This is a genomic window from Micromonospora haikouensis, from assembly GCF_900091595.1.
In the GTDB taxonomy this organism is placed as follows: domain Bacteria; phylum Actinomycetota; class Actinomycetes; order Mycobacteriales; family Micromonosporaceae; genus Micromonospora; species Micromonospora haikouensis.
Window position 1 is genome coordinate 1 of record NZ_FMCW01000018.1, and the last position, 15,339, is coordinate 15,339.

The following is a 15,339-nucleotide window of genomic DNA, read 5'->3' on the forward strand; positions in this document are numbered from 1 at the left end:
CGGAGAACATGCCGTGGTACGAGGGGCCGTCGTTGCTGCACCATCTGGAGCGGGTGCACATCGCCTCGGACCGGAACCTGCAGGACGTGCGGTTCCCGGTGCAGTACGTGATCCGGCCGCAGTCGACCACGGTGACGGACTACCGGGGGTATGCCGGTCAGGTCGCCTCGGGGGTGTTGAAGGCCGGTGACGAGGTGATGGTGCTGCCGTCGGGGTTCACCTCGCGCATCGCGGCAGTGGAGACCGCCGACGGGCCGGTCGAGGAGGCGTTCCCCCCGATGTCGGTCACCGTCCGCCTCGAAGACGAGATCGACATCTCCCGCGGAGACATGATCTGCCGCCCCCACAACGCCCCCACGGTCGCGCAGGACATCGAGGCGATGGTCTGCTGGATGGACGAGACCCGCCCCCTGACCGTCGGCGGCCGCTACGCCATCAAACACACCACCCGCTCCGCCCGGGCCATCGTGCGGGGCCTGCACTACCGCCTCGACATCAACTCCCTACACCGCGACGAAACCGCCACCGAACTCAAACTCAACGAGATCGGCCGGATCCGCATCCGCACCACCGTTCCGCTGCTCGTCGACGACTACCACCGCAACCGCACGACGGGAGGCTTCGTGATCATCGACGAGGCCACCAACCGCACGGTGGGCGCGGGCATGGTCGTGCAGCGCGACTGACGTCGCGCCGCGAAGAGGATCGGGGGTCGGCGGAATTGCCGGCCCCCGATCGTCGTCCGCGCCGCTACGAACCGCCGACGTGCGGCGGCGGGTCGACCCGGGCCGCCCAGCGGCGCAGCAGGTCAATGCCCTCGTCGAGCTGCCCGCGCTCGGTCAGCAGCGTGATCAGCAGCGGCAGGGACCGCCGGTTGCCCTGCTCGACGGAGCGGCGCAACAGGTCGATCGCCTCGTCCGGGCGGCCCCCCGCGGCCAGCAGGGCCGCCAACTCGTCGTGCGCCCCGGGATCGCCGAGGTCGGCGGCCACGCGCCAGTAGCGTTCGGCCTCCTCCGCCTGGCCCCGCTCAGCCAGCAGCGCCGCCAAGCGGGCGGCGGCGTGCCCGTCGCCGTGGTCGGCGCGCAGCCGCAGCTCGTCGGTGTGCCCCCGGTCGGCCAGCAGGTCGACCAGGATGCTGCCCGCCCCCCGCGCCCCGGAGGCCCCCGAGTCGGCGAGGTCGCGCAGGTAGCCGGTCGGGTCGGGCACCGGGGTCAGCCCGGTCGCCTCCGACCCGAAGAACCGGCTGCCGCCGAACTCCAGGCGCAGCCGGTCGTCGAGGTCGTCGGCCAGGGCGATCATTCCGCGTACGGCCAGCAAAAGGTGGGTGGGGACGAAGTCCTGCCCGAAGACGGGGATGGAGGCCCAGACCGTGCCGCCGGTGCAGTAGACCCGGCCGACGACCAGCCCGTTGGTCAGGTCGGAGAGGCGCTGGTAGAGCGTCTCGGTCGGCTCGACGCCGGTGAGCAGCGGCGAGAAGACGTCCACCAGGGGCGGGTCGTCCTGGACGCGTACGAAGATCATGGCGGAGCCGGCGCGGATGCCCACGTCGCCGTCGGCGTCGACCCGCAACTGGTCGGCGGTCACGCCCAGGACGGCGGCCAGGATCGCCTTCACCCGCTCGGTCAGCTTGCCGCCCTCGGCGGGCGCGTCCCCGAAGCCGGGCGGCGGCGGGCGGCGCGGGCCGGCGACCGCCCGCGCGGCCAGCGCGGCGGCCAACCTGGTGCGCCCGGGAACGGGCGCGGCGGTCGTGGTCGTCGCCGGCCGGGCGGCCAGCGCGGCGACCCACCGCTGCCACCGGCTGTCACGCGCCGTCATCGTGGTCACCGTCCGGTGTGTCGGCGGGCGGTTCGGCCGGCGGTTCCACCCGGACCTGGTCGAACATCTTGGCGATCACCAGCGGCGCGGCCACCCCGAAGGTGAAGCTGGCGAACGCCGTGTCGGCCAGGCCACCCGCGCCCGCCGCGGCGGCCAGGCCGGTGCCCGCCGCCGCCCGCAGCAGGACGGCGAAGACGACGATCGGCCGGTCCCGCCGGTCCCGCCACGGCCACTGCCACCGGCCCCCGGACTCGCTGGTCGGGCGCATCATGGCGGAGAGATTCAGTGCCTCCGCGACGGCGCTGCCGACCATCCCCCACATCGCGGCCATCCATAGAGACACGTCCCAACCCTAGCGATCGAGGGAGCCGCCACCGGCACCGCCCCACGCGTGGGTGGCGATGCCACTGCCCACGGTAGCCGGGTGCCACAACGGACCGTCCGGTCCGGACCGTCCGTTGTGGTGGGCGCCGCGAAAGCGCGGTCAGGAGGCCGCCGGCACGGTCAGCAGGTAGTCGTCGGCGTCGGCGCTCCACCGCAGGTCGACGATCCCGCTGGTCGCGGCGGCCTTGCAGAACTGGAGGAAGCTGCGGTAGCCGAGCTTCTTCTCGCTGAAGTCCGGGCGTGCCCGGCGCAGCTGGTTCTTCAGCCCCGACAGGGCGACGTCGCCCTCGCCGCGAGCCAGGTCGGCGACGACGGACCGGAGCAGCCCGAAGGCCACCTCCCGGTCGCCGTGCTCGGGCAGGGACACCTCGGGGTCGCCCTTCGCCGGCCCCTCGGCCAGCTCGATCACCGTCCGGCCGGCGAGGTGCCGCAGCAGTTCGCCGAAGGTGCGGAAGCCGTAGTCGGACTCGCTGAACGTCGGGTCCTTGCGCAACAGGGTGCGCTTGAGCGTCGAGGCGGTGACCTCCCCGCTGGAGCTGCCCTGCAGGCCGGCCACGGTCTGGGCCACCAGCACGCTGAGTGTGTCGACGTCGCGGGCCGGCTCCGCGCCCACCGGCTGCGCCTCGGGCTCCGCCGCCTCCACCGGCTCCGCCTGCTCGACCTGCTCGACCTGCCCGGCCTGCTCGGGCTCCGGGCTGGGCAGCCGGGCGGGCCGGCCGCGCCGCGCCCGCGCCGGCGGGACGTCGACGCCCTCGAGGCGGTCGTAGTAGAGGAACTCGTCGCACGCCGGCGGCAGCAGCGCCGAGGTGGACTTCTCCACGCCCACGCCGATGACCCGCTTGTTGAGCTCCCGCAGCTTGTGCACCAGCGGCGTGAAGTCGCTGTCGCCGGTGCAGATCACGAACGTCGAGACGTACACGCGCTCGAAGGCCAGCTCCACGGCGTCGACGGCCATCTTGATGTCGGCGGCGTTCTTGCGCGAGGCGCCCATGCGCTGGGGCATCTCGATCAGCTCGACGTGGGAGCGGGTGAGCATCCGCCGGTCCTCGTCGAAGTAGGACCAGTCGGCGTAGGCCCGGCGCACCACCACCCGCCCCCGCTCGGCGAGGGCGTCGGCGAGGGGACGCAGGTCGAAGACCATGCCGCCGAGGTGCTCGCGCGCCCCCAGCGCGAGGTTCTCGTAGTCGAGGAACAGTGCGATGCGGTCTTCGTGATCCACGGACGCCAGCGTACGCCCGGGGCCGGCCACCTGCGGCGTACGCGCCGCGCGGCAGCCGGGCTGTCGGGGGTGGCGGCTAGCGTGCCGGGCATGGACCTCATCCTGATCCCGGGCTTCTGGCTCGACGGCTCGTCGTGGCGCGGGGTCGCGCCGGCCCTCGAACGGGCGGGCCACCGCGTGCGGGCGCTCACCCTGCCCGGCCTCGACCCGGCCGACGCCGACCGCGCCGGCGTCCGGTTGCGCGACCACGTCGCCGCGGTGGTGGCCGCCGTCGACCAGGCCGACGGGCCGGTCGTGCTCGTCGGGCACTCCGGCGGCGGGCCGATCGCGCACGCCGCCGCCGACGCGCGACCCGACCGGGTCGCCCGGGTCGTGTACGTCGACGCCGGGCCGCTCGGCGACGGGCACCCCATCAACGACCAGTTACCGGTGGTCGACGGCGTGATCCCGCTGCCCGACTGGTCCGCGTTCGGCGAGGACGACCTGCGCGACCTCGACGACGAGCTGCGGGCGGCGTTCCGGGCCAGGGCGGTGCCCCAGCCCGCGGCGGTCGCCCGCGACCCGCAGGTGCTCACCGACGCACGCCGCTACGACGTGCCCGCCACGATCATCGCCTGCGAATACCCGGCCGCCCAGCTGCGGGAGTGGATCGACCAGGGGCACCCGTACGTGGCCGAGCTGGCCGCCGTGCGCGACGTCGAGTACGTCGACCTGCCCACCGGCCACTGGCCGCAGTTCACGAAGCCGGCGGAGCTGGCGCAGGCGATCCTCGCGGCGGTCGACCGACGCTGAGACGTCGGCCGGGCTGCGGGGCGGCGGCGGGCACGGCGCGCCGGGGCTGCGCCCGGGGCGGGGCCGGGACTATGCAGGGCGGGGGCCAGGGCTACGCCGGGGCGGGGGCCGGGCGGATGACGGTGAACACCGCGCCCGCCGGGTCGGCGAGCGCGGCGACCCGGCCGGTCGCGACGTCCCGGGGCGGCACCAGCAGCCGCCCGCCCAGCCCCTGCACCCGCCCGGCCACGTCGTCGGGGTCGGCGACGGCGAAGTAGACCATCCAGCCACTCGGCAGCAGACCCGCCAGCGGCGGGGGCAGCGCCAGCCGGCCCGCCACGGGCCGCCCGGCGGCCAGCAGCAGGGCGTACGAGTCGTCGTGGGCGCCCGGCGGCGTGCTCGCCCGCAGCCCCAGGGCGTCGGCGTGGAACCGGTCGGCGTCGGCGGGGGCGGTCGTCATGTACTCGTACCAGCTGGGCCGGCCGGGGCCGGGGGCGACGAGGTCGGTGCCCGCGCGCAGCCGGAAGGACCCGCCGAGCGGGTCGTGCACGTCGTCGCCGTCGAAACGCGCCCCGGCCCGGCCGGCGGCGGCCCGGACGGCCTCGACGTCGCCGGCGGCGAGGACCGTCCACCAGCGGGCCGGGGCGGCAGCCTGCTCCAGCTCGGCGGCGGGTGTCCCCCCGGCGTACGCGGCGGTCGCCCCGGCCCGTGCGGGGTGCGGGCCGGCCGGCGCGGCGTACGTCCAGCCGAGCAGGTCGGCGTAGAAGGCGCGGGCGGCGTCGAGGTCGGGGGTGGCGAGCGTGACGCCGCCGGGCAGCGCCGGTGCGGGGGATGCGGTCACCTGGGTCTCCGGAGGGGGCGGCGGGTCGGGGCGGGCCGGGGCGGCGGTCAGTGGTCGGGGCGGCGGAGCGGAGCGTCCAGGGCGACGGGACCGTCGTCGGGCACCCGGTTGAGCAGGACGTCCAGCGGGATGGGACGGCCCAGGTGGAAGCCCTGGCCGGCGTCGACGCCCAGCCGGCGCAGGGCGGGCACCAGCGCGTCGCGGTCGACCGACTCGGCGACGGTGCGCATGCCCAGCCCGTGCGCGGCGCGCACGACCGCGTCGATGAGCACCGGGTCGGCGCCGCCCCGGTCGGCCTGCCGGACGAAGTCCCCGGCGATCTTGACGGTGCTGAACGGCAGGTGCTTGAGGTAGGCGAACGAGCCGAAGCCGGCCCCGAAGTCGTCCAGGCTCAGCCGGCAGCCGGCGTCGCGCAGCGTGCCGGCGAGGTTGCGCACGGCGGCGACGTTGGTGATCGCCGCCGTCTCGGTGACCTCCAGGCCCAGCCGGCGGGCCTCGACGCCGGCCGCGCGCAGCCGCCCCACCACCCAGTCGCCGAAGCCGGGCGACTCCAGCGACCGGGCGGAGATGTTCACGTCGAAGCGGGTCCCGGCCGCCGCGGCCGCCGGGTCGGCCAGCGCCGCCGTAGCGGTGGCCACCACCCACCGGTCCAGCTCCCCGATGAGGTCGTCGCGCTCCACGGTGGGCAGGAAGTCGGCCGGCGCCAGCTCCGGCTCCCGGCCGTCGCGCAGCCGGATCAGCAGCTCGTGGCTGACCACCTCGCCGGTCAGCAGGTCGATGATGGGCTGGGCGTCGAGGCGCATCCGGCGCTCGTCGAGGGCGCTGCGGACCCGGGCGACCACGTTGACCCGCTGCACGGCGTGCCGGTACTGCTCGGGCAGGTAGAGCCGGGCCCGGTTGCGCCCGGCGTTCTTCGCCTCGTAGAGCGCGAGGTCGGCGTGGGCGAGCGCCACGTCGCGGGTGTCGCCGGGGGTCAGCGACGCGGCCCCGATGCTCAGGGTGACCCGCAGGCCGGCGTCGACCAGCGGCACGGGGCTGCGCACCGCGGCGTTGCACAGGCCCTCGGCGACGGCGAGGGCCCCGCCGGCAGTGGCCTCGGGCAGCACGACCGCGAACTCGTCGCCGCCGAGGCGGCCCAGGACGGTGCCCGCCGGCAGGTGCCGGACGAACAGGCGGGCCAGCACGCGCAGCACGTCGTCGCCCACGGCGTGCCCGTGCACGTCGTTGATGTCCTTGAAGTTGTCGATGTCGATCAGCAGCAGGGCGCCCGAGCGCCCGCCGCCGGAGGCGAGCAGGTCGTCGAGGCGCGCGAGCAGGGTGCGCCGGTTCGGCAGGTCGGTCAGGGGGTCGCGCTCGGCCAGCCGGGTCAGCTCGTCCTGGGCCCGCCGCATGGCCGTGATGTCGTGGGCGGTGCCCAGGACGCGCTCCGGAGCGCCGGAGTCGTCGGTGAAGACCTCGCCGTAGCACTCGAAGACGCGGACCGTCGCGCGGTCGGGAAGGTACATGCGGTGGATGTAGGAGAAGGGCGCCGCGTTGGCCAGCGCCGTCTCCAGGGTCCGCTCGATGAGGCCGATGTCGTCGGGGTGCACCAGCTCGCGGTAGGACGGGTAGTCCAGGGTGGTGCCCGGCGGCAGGCCGAACATCTGCAACAGCACGTCGGACCAGACGACCTCGCCGGTCGCCACGGTCCACTCCCAGGTGCCGACCTTGGCCAGCTGCTCGATGCGGGCCAGTCGCCACCGGTGGTTACGGCCCCGCTCGCGTTCGCGGCGCTCGGCGCTGACGTCGCGTACCTCGTACACACGCAGGGGTTGCCCGTCGGAGTCGACGCCGTGGCAGCACACCTGCAACCACCGGGTGGCGTGCTCGGCGGCCGGCCAGGGGACCTCGACGGCCGGGCCGCCCGGCTCCACCCGCGCCAGCGGCAGCTCGTCCGGCCGGACCCCGAGCCGGCCGGCGGCCACGTTGGACCAGAGGCAGCGACCGTCGGGGGCGAGCACCAGCAGGGCGGTGCAGGAGGCGTCGGCCGCGACCGCCGCAAGAGTCATCACCTGGCGGGCACCCCATCCCTCTCCCCAGGCACGGATCGCACGGGGACGCCCTCGCACGAGGGGCCCCGACGCATGGTCATCCGGCCGCGACGCGGAGTCTACCCACGGTCGTGGCCGCCGCGCGTCCCGCGCGCCGCGCGCCCTGGTCCGTCCGGCGCGGCCAGGTAGTCGGCGAGGTCGCGGCGCGGCCGGTAGCCCTGGGCGATGGCCCGGCCGAGGTCGAGCACCATGTCGCGGGCGAGCTGGTCGACGGCGTACCGGGTCAGCAGCGGCGGGCGGCGGGTGAGCCCCGACCAGGCGGTCGACGCCGACGCGGCGGCGCGGGCGAGACCGGCCGGCACGTGCGCCAGCCGCGCCGCATCGCCGGCCGCGGCGAGGACCGCGCGCAGCACGACGTCGCGCGAGTACGGCCGGGCGTCGGCGATGTTGTAGGCCCCGGCCGGCCAGGCGGGGGCGGCCAGGCAGGCGTCGGCCAGGTTCTCCACGGCGGTGAGGCTGAGCCGCACGTCGGGGCCGGGCACCGGCAGCCATCCGCCCCGGCGGGCCTGCAGCAGCCGGGGCAGCAGGTGCGGGTCGTCGGGGCCGTAGACCGCCCGGGGGCGCAGCACGACGGCACCGGCGGCGAGGGCGAGGCGCTCGCCGGCGGCCTTGGTGCGCCCGTACGCGGAGAGCTGCCCGTCGGTCGGGTGGTCCTCGGTGACCAGGGCCGCGCCCTGCGGCCGGTAGACGCTGGCGCTGCTCACCCAGACCAGTGGGCGACCGGCGGCGGCGTCGAGCACCCGGGCCGCCCCGTCGACGTTGACGGCCCGGTAGGCGCGTTCGGCGGCCCGGCCGGGCGGCGGGTCACCGACCGCCGCGGCGAGGTGGACGACGACGTCGGCGCCGGCGAGGTCGGGGGCGGTGCGCGCGGCGTCCCACGGGACGTGCCTTCCGACGGGGCCGGGGCGGCGGCCGAGGCAGCGCACCTGGGCGCCGGCCGCCAGCGCGGCCCGGGCCACGGCGGCGCCGCAGAAGCCGCTCGCCCCGGTCACCGCCACCTCGGCACCGTGGAGGTCCGCCCGCGGGCCCTGGGTACCCGCCGAACTCACGTGCCGGCCCTGATCACCAGGCGAGCCCAGCCGGGCAGCGCGGCGCGGCCGTCGGCGCGGGCCCGCGCCACGACCGGCCGGTGCGGGACGAGCGCGGCGAGGGTGTCGGCGAGCTGCGCGCGGGCCAGCCGGGCCCCCGGGCAGGAGTGCGGGCCGGCGCCGAAAACGAGCCGCGCGATCCGGGGCGGGGCCGGGGCAGCCGGGTCGGGTCCGGCGCGGTGCGCCCCGGCGGCGTGCCGGGCGACCAGCAGCAGCCGGTCCCCGGCCCGGACGGGGCAACCGGCTGCGGTGCCCGCCGCTGCGGCGGCCCGGGGCAGCAGCGGGCTCGGCGCGGTGACCCGCAGCAGCTCGTCGACCAGGGTGTCCCGGCGGGCCGGGTCGGCGGCGGCGTCCCACAGCCGGTCGTCGGCGCACCAGGCGACCGCCCGGGGCAGGCCGGAGACGGTGGTGTTGACGGCGGCGACGGCGAGCATGCCGGCCAGGCCGGCGGCGTCCGGCGGTACGCCGAGCAGGGCGGTCAGGTCGGCCACGGCGCGGCGGGCGGCGCGGGACCGGCCGGGCGGGTGCGGGCCCGGTAGCTGCGCGGCGGCGGCCGTGGCGGCGGCGCGGCGGGCGGCGGCGGCCAGGGCGGTGGGGTCGGCGTCGACGCCCAGCAGCGCCGCCGCGGTGACGCCGGCCAGTTCGGCGGCGACCGGCACCAGGTCCACCGGTTCCCCGGCGGCGAGCGGGGCGAGTCGCCGCCGCAGCACCGCCGTCCAGACCGGGCGCAGCTTGGCCACCCCGGCGGGCCCCAGCCCGTCGTGCAGGGCGCGACGCAGCCGGCGGTGCTCGGGGCCCTCCTGGTCGAACAGGAGCCCGTCGGCGCCGAGCCGGTGGGCGGTCCCGCCGACGGTGCCGGCGGCGGCGCGGTCCAGGGGCAGCCGGGTCAGCGCGTCGAGGTACGCCTGCGGGTCGTGCACGAGCACGGTGCGGCCCAGCCGCAGCGCCGGCCGGTGCCGGGTGGCGACAAGCAGCGTGAACAGCAGCGGGTAGCGCCGCAGGTAGACGCGGCGGTCGCGGCGGCGGCCCCGGCCGGACCGGCCGCCCCCGGCGGGCCAACCGGCCCCGGTGGGGGCCGCGTCGACAGGGGCCGCGGCGGCGGGGCGTTCAGCCACGGCCGCCCCGCCGAGGGCTCGGGACGGGCCGGCCCGTCGCGGCGGCGGCCAGGGCTGCCGTGGCGGCCCGGTCGGGCTTGCGGGACCGTCCGCTCGTCGGCACCGGTGCGATGAGCAGCGCGTCGGGGCGGGCGGCGCCCATCCGCGCCAGGGCCGGGTCGAGGGCCCCGCGCAGCCGGCCGGGGTCGGTGCCGGGCTCGGGTTCGACGACGGCCACGAGGCGTTCGTCGCCGTCGCCTGCGGGCACGCCGACCAGCACCGCCAGGTTGACCCCGGGCACGTGCAGGGCCGGCTCGTACAGGCCGGGGTAGATGTTCTCCGCGCCGCGCAGGATCATGTCCTTGCTGCGGCCGGCGAGGACGATGCGGTCGCCGTCGAGCCGGGCGACGTCGCCGGTGTCGACCAGCTCGTGCGGCTCCTCGCCGAGATAGCGGTGCGCCTGCCCGGGCCCGGTGAGCAGCAGCCGCCCGTCGGGCCCGACCCGGGCGTCCACCCCGGGCAGCGGCGCGCCGACGAGGTCGCCGTCGCCGGTGAAGGCGGCCTTCTCGGTCGCCTCGACGGCGGCGGCCGGGAAGAGCTCGGTGAGGGCGTACACCCCCCATGCCTGCTCGGCGCCGGCCCGCCGGGCCCGGTCGAGCAGGGTGGCGCTGACCGGCGCGGAGCCGCTGTAGAACCGGCCGGACAGCCGGGGCCGCTGGGCCAGCAGGGCGCGCAGCTGCGGCGGGGTGAGGTAGCTGGCCTGCGGGCGCAGCCGGGCCACCTGCCGGGCCAGGACCCGGGGCGAGCGCGCCGGCAGGGCCACCGGCGCGCCACTGGCCAGGGCCGGGACGAGGACGAAGAACGTGCCGCCGAGCACCGGCGCACCCGCGCGCGGCCGGACCAGGTCGGCGACGGCGCGCATCCCGGCGTCCAGGCCGGCGCGGCGGTGCACGACCGCCCGGGGGCGGCTGGTCGTGCCCGAGGTGAAGATGATCACCGCGTCGTCGTCGGGTCCGCCCCGGTCGGGGGCCGGGCCGGAGCGGGGGCGCAGCGCCGGGGCGCAGCCGGGCAGCCGGCGGCCGACGGTGCGCACCGGCCCCAGCTCGGCGAGCCGGGGCAGGGCCAGCCGGGCCCGGTCGGCCAGCGGGCGCGCCCACCCAGCGACGGCCTGCGCCGCCGCGTCGGCGACGACCAGGGCCGGGCGGGCCAGGGCCAGGCGCGCGGTCAGCACGTCCGGGCCGGCGCTGGGGTCGAGCACCGCCACCCGCAGCCCGAGCCGGTGCGCGGCAAGCAGCACCGACAGGGCCAGGGGGCCGGGGCGCACCGCCACCCCGAGGGTGTCCCCGGCGGCGAGGCCGTGGTGGTGCAGGGCGGCGGCGTACCCGTCGGCGAGGTCGGCCAGCTCGCCCCGGGTGGCCCGGGTGCGGGTGCGGCCGGTGGGGCCGGCGGCGAGCACGGCGGGCCGGTCGGGGTGGCGGCGCAGCACGGCGGCCAGTTCGTTGAGCATCGGGGGACTCGTTTCCGGGCGGGGGTGCGGTCAGCGCGGGTCCGGGGAGAGCCGGCCGCTGCCCCGGTCCAGGTACCAGGCGGCGGTGCGGCGCAGCCCGTACGCCCGCAGCCGCCGGGTGGAGTTCTCCACCACCATGGTGCGCTCGTGGACGATGGCGTCGGTGTGCCGGCGTACCCGGTTGAGGAACTCCCGGTCGGTCGGGGACGGGCGGCGGGGCATGCCCCCGGCGGCGAGGTACGCCTCGGCGGTGATCGCCATGTTGTTGCCCGCGTGCATCCGGTACGGGGCCCGGTAGCCGGGGCCCCGGTGGGCGGGGCGCAGCCGGCCGAAGGTGCTGGCGACGGCGACCAGGCAGCGGAACCCGGCCCGGCCCAGCGGGCCGTGCTCGTCGCGGCGGGCCTCGATCCGGCCGCACGCCATGGCAGCCCCGCCGGTGAGGGCGCGGCGGGCGGCGGCCACCCAGCCGGGGTGGGGCAGGCAGTCGGCGTCGGTGCGGGCCAGCAGGGTGGCGCCCTGCGCGATGGCGTGCCGGAAGCCGGTGTCGACGGCCGCGCCGACGCCCCGCTGATCCTCCCGCAGCAGCCGGGTCGGCACCGGCGCGCGCACGGCGAAGCGGCGCACCTCGTCCCGGGTGCCGTCGGTGGAGCCGTTGTCGACCACGAGCAGGGTGAAGTCCCGGTCGGTCTGCGCGGCGAGGGCGGCGAGGGTGGCGCCGATGCGGGCGACCTCGTTGTACGCGGGCACCACCACCCACAGGGCGGTCACGACTTCTCCCAGACCATCGTCATCAGGCTGACGCCGCCGCCGAGGCCGACGAAGAGCACCCGGTCGCCGGGGCGCAGCGTGGCGTCGACGCGGGCGAGCTGCACGCCGAGGGTGGCGCTGGCGAGGTTGCCCAGCTCGCCGACGGTGATCTCCAGCTTGTCCCGGGGTACGCCGGTGACCTCGACGAACCGGTCGAGGTAGGGCAGGGTGACCTGATGGACCAGGACCCGGGCGTAGTCGGCCCAGTCGAGGCCCGTGCGGCCCCGGACCCGGTGCAGGATGTCGCCGCCGATCTTCTCGAACACGTCGCGCAGGGCGCGCCCGTCGCCGGTGAAGTAGGTGTGTTCGTCGCCGCGGGGGTGGCGGGAGCCGCCGCCGGGGATGCCGCCGACCGTCCAGTGCTCCGACCACGTCTCGGTGTCGACGTCGACGATCCCGCCGCGCGCGACCGGCTCGACCAGGACGGCGGCCCCCGCGTCGCCGAAGGTGTAGCCGGCGAACGCGCCCCGGGCCTGGTCGAGGTCGGCGACCTGCCAGCGCATGGCCCGGGTGGGGGTCTCCCCCGTCACGACCAGCGCGCGGCGGGCCCGGCCGGCGAGGATCGCCGAGCGGGCCAGGTCGATGCCGTTGAGGAAGCTGTTGCAGGCGTTGGTGACGTCGAGGGCGTGGGCGTGGCTGCCGAGTTCGGCCTGCACGATGTGGGCCGTGGCAGGTTCGGCGACGTCCCGGGTGGCGGAGGCGAACAGCAGCAGGTCCACCTCCTCGGGTTCCCGGCCGGCGGCGGCGAGCGCCTGCCGGGCGGCGCGCACGGCGAGGGTGGAGGCGTACTCGCCGTCGGCGGCCAGCCGGCGGGAGGAGATGCCGGTCATCCGCGCGAGCAGGCCGTCCGGCAGGGTCAGCCCGCTGGCCTCGGCGAGCCGCCGCTGCACCTCGGCGGTGGGCACGGCCTGCCCGGGCAGGCTGGCCCCGACGGCGGTGATGCCCACCCGCCCCCGGGCCGGGCTCAGTGGTGGTGTGGGGTCGATCATGCGTTGAGCTTGCCCAACGCCCCCGGCGAACGGATGAGTAGGGGTGCTCATGTTCGCCCGGCGGGGTCGCGGCGCGCGCTCGCGCGGGGCGGCGGCGGAGCCGCCCGCGGCGACGCCACCCTGTGGCGGGAATCACGCGCCGCGGCGGCCCGGCGGGAACACCGGGCCGCCGCGCGGCGCGTCGTCCGGCCCGCTACCTGCGGAAGGGGCCGGTGATCTCGAACGTCGTGCCAGGGGCGTAGCAGTTGACGTACATGGTCCGCCGGTCGTCGGCGAAGCAGGCCCCGGCGAACTCGCCGTACGACGGCGCGGACTCGGTGCCGAGGTTCTGCCGGTTGCGGGCGAACAGGTACGGCTCGCCGTCGACGGTGGTGCCCATCAGGTAGCTGTCGCCGTCGCCGTCCTGGCAGAGCATCAGGCCGCCGGCCGGGGTCATGCAGATGTTGTCGGGCGTCTTGTACAGCTCCGCCCCCGGGTCGGTGCCGCGGAACACGACGACCAGCGTCAGCGTGTTGGTGGCGGGGACGTACCGCCACACCTGGCCCTGGTGGTCGGCCTGGGAGCCGTGCTCGCGCACCGCGAAGGAGGAGACGAAGTAGGCCGCGCCGTCGGTGCCCCACCACGCGCCCTCCAGCTTCTGGGCGTGCGTCACGCCGCCGGGGCCGTAGTCCTGCAGCCGCACGGGCACGCTCGTGGCGAGGGGGTCCGGCACGTCGAGCCACTCGACGCCGCCGAAGACGGCCCCGGGCTCCTGAACGGTGGACAGGTCGGCCACGCCGGGCACCCGCATCACCTGGAGCCGCCCGCCGGCCCGCAGGCTGCCGTGGCCGCCGAGCGGCCGGCGGGGCAGGAACCGGTAGAAGCAGCCGAACTTCTCGCCGTAGGCGTCCTCGGTCTCGTACACCACGCCGGTGCGGGGGTCGACGCAGATGGCCTCGTGCGCGAAGCGGCCCATGGCGGTGAGCGGCGTCGGGTCCACGTTGCGGTCGGTGCGCCACGGGTCGACCTCGAAGATGAAGCCGTGGTCCTTCTCGTGGCCGCCCTCGCCCCGCCGGATCTCCGTCTCCTCGCAGGTCAGCCACGTCCCCCAGGGGGTCACCCCGCCCGCGCAGTTGGTGGAGGTGCCGCCCAGGCTGATCCGCTCGGCCACCCCGCGCGGCCCGACGACCAGCGTCGTGGTGCCGCCCACGGCGACGGGGTCGTAGGTCAGCTCGGCGGGCGCGACCACCGGCGCGAATGCGCCCACCCGGTTCTCGTGGTTGCGGACGAGCCGGACGTCCCGGCCCGGGCCCGAGAACGCGGCCATCCCGTCGAAGCTGCTGGGCGCCACGCCGGCCGGCGCGGTGCCGCGCTCCCGGGAAAGGACCCGGTAACGGAATCCGCGGGGCAGGTCCAACAGCCCGGCCGGGTCCGCCACGAGTGGGCCGTATCCGCCGCCGTGGCCCGCGAGGGCGGGGGCCGCCGTGAAGAGCGCGTCAATTGTGCCCGAGAGCGCGACACCTGCGCCCATGATTCCTGTTTGCGCGAGGAAACTTCGCCGATCGAGACCCAAGACAGCTCCTTAGTTCGAGAGGGCGAGCAATCGTAACCGCTCAATTCCAGGGCTGTCGTTGCGCGTTACCCGTACATCGTCCGTACCGGTGCCCCTATTTCTTTTTGCGGGCCCCCTGTCCCGGTGGCCGGCGGGCGTCCGGCGCGCGCCCCGCGCCGGGCGCGCGCTGCTACCGTGCGAGGCGTCGCGGACCCGGAGCCGACGGGCCGTCGCACGGGGAGGTCGGGGTCGGGATGCCGCTGCGCGTCGTCACGTACAACATCTGGGGCACCGGGACCCCCCACCGGTACTGGCACGACCGGGCAGTCCTGCGCGGGGCCCGGGCGGACAGCCCGGCCCTCGCCGAGGCCGACGAGCGCCGGGTGTGGCGGCGCCGGGCCGCGCTGTTGACCCGCGCGCTGGCCGACGCCGACGCCGACCTGGTCGCCCTCCAGGAGGTGCCCGCGCCGGCCGGGTCGGGGGCCGGGCGGGCGCGGGAGCTGGCCGACGGGCTGCCCGGGCGGTGGGAGGTCGCGCACTCCGGTCCCGGTCCGGTGCCCGGCCTGGCGGTGCTGAGCCGCGCGCCGATCGACTCGTGGCGGGTCTTCCCCGTGCCCGGCTTCGGCGGCTTCGGCGGCCACCCGGGCGTGCTGGAGGTGTCGACGTCCGCCGTCACGGTGTGGGTGGCGCACCTGCCGGTCGGGCCCGACGAGGTGAAGGAGGCGTGCCTGCGGGGCCTGGAGGCGGCGGCCGGGGCGGCCCCGCCGGAGCGCCCGCTGCTGGTCTGCGGCGACCTGAACTGCCCGGCGGACGGCACCCTGCTGGGCCGGTTGCGCGACCGGGGCGCGCTGGTCGACGCGTGGGCTGCCGCCGGCGGCTCCCCGGCCGCGCTGACCATGCCGACGCCGGCGCCGACCTGGCGGCTCGACCACGTCCTGGTGCGCGCCGCCGACCTGGTCCGCGCGAGCCGCCCGGCCCTGCTGGGCACCGCCTGCGACGACAGCGGCCAGTATCCCTCCGACCATTTCGGGGTGGCGCTGTCGCTCGACGTGCAGCCGCCCGCGCCTGCATCGCCCGACCTCGCCTCGCATTGACCGACGACAAAGCAATGGGACCGCCGACACGCACGGGGGAAACGGTGTCAGGGGTCGCCCCCGATCGGCAACGCTGGTACGTTGACCGCGATCCACGCCGATACCCGAT

Annotated in this window: 14 protein-coding genes; 3 read left to right on the plus strand and 11 right to left on the minus strand. The window is 76.9% G+C overall.

Features of this window, described 5'->3' with window-relative positions:
- A partial coding sequence (locus GA0070558_RS18860) for an elongation factor 1-alpha C-terminal domain-related protein (protein WP_439709614.1) occupies positions 1–686 on the plus strand: 686 nt, incomplete at its 5' end.
- Positions 687–750: 64 nt separating this feature from the next.
- On the opposite strand, the gene GA0070558_RS35225 is transcribed toward GA0070558_RS18860, so the two are convergent.
- The 3 genes from GA0070558_RS35225 to GA0070558_RS18875 all read right to left on the minus strand — a co-directional run bounded on the left by GA0070558_RS35225 (position 751) and on the right by GA0070558_RS18875 (position 3,418).
- Positions 751–1,815, minus strand: coding sequence for a T3SS (YopN, CesT) and YbjN peptide-binding chaperone 1 (locus tag GA0070558_RS35225; RefSeq protein ID WP_141722255.1), 1,065 nt, complete (start codon positions 1,813–1,815; stop codon positions 751–753).
- Entirely contained in the window at positions 1,802–2,158 is a 357-nt protein-coding gene (locus GA0070558_RS18870) for a hypothetical protein (protein WP_141722256.1), read from the minus strand. Before GA0070558_RS18870 ends, GA0070558_RS35225 begins: the two co-directional genes overlap by 14 nt.
- Positions 2,159–2,299: 141 nt before the next feature.
- Positions 2,300–3,418: a PIN domain-containing protein gene (locus GA0070558_RS18875; RefSeq protein WP_091282302.1), complete on the minus strand. Its 1,119-nt coding sequence runs from the start codon at positions 3,416–3,418 to the stop codon at positions 2,300–2,302.
- 90 nt (positions 3,419–3,508) lie between these two features.
- On the opposite strand from GA0070558_RS18875, the gene GA0070558_RS18880 reads away from it, so the two are divergent.
- Positions 3,509–4,210, plus strand: a complete 702-nt coding sequence (locus GA0070558_RS18880; protein WP_091281971.1) for an alpha/beta fold hydrolase — start codon at positions 3,509–3,511, stop codon at positions 4,208–4,210.
- A 91-nt stretch (positions 4,211–4,301) separates the two neighbouring features.
- Here GA0070558_RS18880 and GA0070558_RS18885 read toward each other — a convergent pair whose 3' ends face one another.
- From GA0070558_RS18885 to GA0070558_RS18920, 8 genes are all read right to left on the minus strand, one after another.
- The gene (locus GA0070558_RS18885) at positions 4,302–5,030 is read right to left on the minus strand and encodes a VOC family protein (RefSeq protein ID WP_091281974.1); all 729 of its coding nucleotides are present in this window, start codon (positions 5,028–5,030) and stop codon (positions 4,302–4,304) included.
- 47 nt (positions 5,031–5,077) lie between these two features.
- A complete protein-coding gene (locus GA0070558_RS18890; protein WP_091281977.1) occupies positions 5,078–7,078 on the minus strand; it encodes a putative bifunctional diguanylate cyclase/phosphodiesterase in 2,001 nt (666 codons plus the stop codon).
- 101 nt (positions 7,079–7,179) lie between these two features.
- On the minus strand, positions 7,180–8,112 hold the full coding sequence (locus GA0070558_RS18895) for an NAD-dependent epimerase/dehydratase family protein (protein WP_256092015.1): 933 nt from the start codon (positions 8,110–8,112) through the stop codon (positions 7,180–7,182).
- 53 nt (positions 8,113–8,165) lie between these two features.
- On the minus strand, positions 8,166–9,323 hold the full coding sequence (locus GA0070558_RS18900) for a cytochrome P450 family protein (RefSeq protein WP_141722257.1): 1,158 nt from the start codon (positions 9,321–9,323) through the stop codon (positions 8,166–8,168).
- Entirely contained in the window at positions 9,316–10,809 is a 1,494-nt protein-coding gene (locus GA0070558_RS18905; protein ID WP_091281980.1) for a class I adenylate-forming enzyme family protein, read from the minus strand. The genes GA0070558_RS18900 and GA0070558_RS18905 overlap by 8 nt, the downstream gene beginning before the upstream one ends.
- Before the next feature lie 30 nt (positions 10,810–10,839).
- Positions 10,840–11,577: a glycosyltransferase family 2 protein gene (locus GA0070558_RS18910; protein WP_218107033.1), complete on the minus strand. Its 738-nt coding sequence runs from the start codon at positions 11,575–11,577 to the stop codon at positions 10,840–10,842.
- Positions 11,574–12,605, minus strand: coding sequence for a 3-oxoacyl-ACP synthase III family protein (locus GA0070558_RS18915; protein WP_091281983.1), 1,032 nt, complete (start codon positions 12,603–12,605; stop codon positions 11,574–11,576). The genes GA0070558_RS18910 and GA0070558_RS18915 overlap by 4 nt, the downstream gene beginning before the upstream one ends.
- 193 nt (positions 12,606–12,798) lie before the next feature.
- A complete protein-coding gene (locus GA0070558_RS18920; RefSeq protein WP_256092016.1) occupies positions 12,799–14,115 on the minus strand; it encodes an alkaline phosphatase PhoX in 1,317 nt (438 codons plus the stop codon).
- 275 nt (positions 14,116–14,390) lie between these two features.
- Here GA0070558_RS18920 and GA0070558_RS18925 point away from each other — a divergent pair, with 275 nt between their 5' ends.
- Positions 14,391–15,230, plus strand: coding sequence for an endonuclease/exonuclease/phosphatase family protein (locus tag GA0070558_RS18925; protein ID WP_091281989.1), 840 nt, complete (start codon positions 14,391–14,393; stop codon positions 15,228–15,230).
- Positions 15,231–15,339 lie beyond the last annotated feature (109 nt).

Excerpts from the sequence above, each read along its gene's own strand:
- GA0070558_RS18915 (WP_091281983.1), bottom strand. The coding sequence starts at position 12,605 with ATGATCGACCCCACACCACCACTGAGCCCGGCCCGGGGGCGGGTGGGC.
- GA0070558_RS18920 (WP_256092016.1), bottom strand. The coding sequence starts at position 14,115 with ATGGGCGCAGGTGTCGCGCTCTCGGGCACAATTGACGCGCTCTTCACG.
- GA0070558_RS18925 (WP_091281989.1), top strand. The coding sequence starts at position 14,391 with ATGCCGCTGCGCGTCGTCACGTACAACATCTGGGGCACCGGGACCCCC.
- GA0070558_RS35225 (WP_141722255.1), bottom strand. The coding sequence starts at position 1,815 with ATGACGGCGCGTGACAGCCGGTGGCAGCGGTGGGTCGCCGCGCTGGCC.
- GA0070558_RS18880 (WP_091281971.1), top strand. The coding sequence starts at position 3,509 with ATGGACCTCATCCTGATCCCGGGCTTCTGGCTCGACGGCTCGTCGTGG.
- GA0070558_RS18890 (WP_091281977.1), bottom strand. The coding sequence starts at position 7,078 with ATGACTCTTGCGGCGGTCGCGGCCGACGCCTCCTGCACCGCCCTGCTG.
- GA0070558_RS18905 (WP_091281980.1), bottom strand. The coding sequence starts at position 10,809 with ATGCTCAACGAACTGGCCGCCGTGCTGCGCCGCCACCCCGACCGGCCC.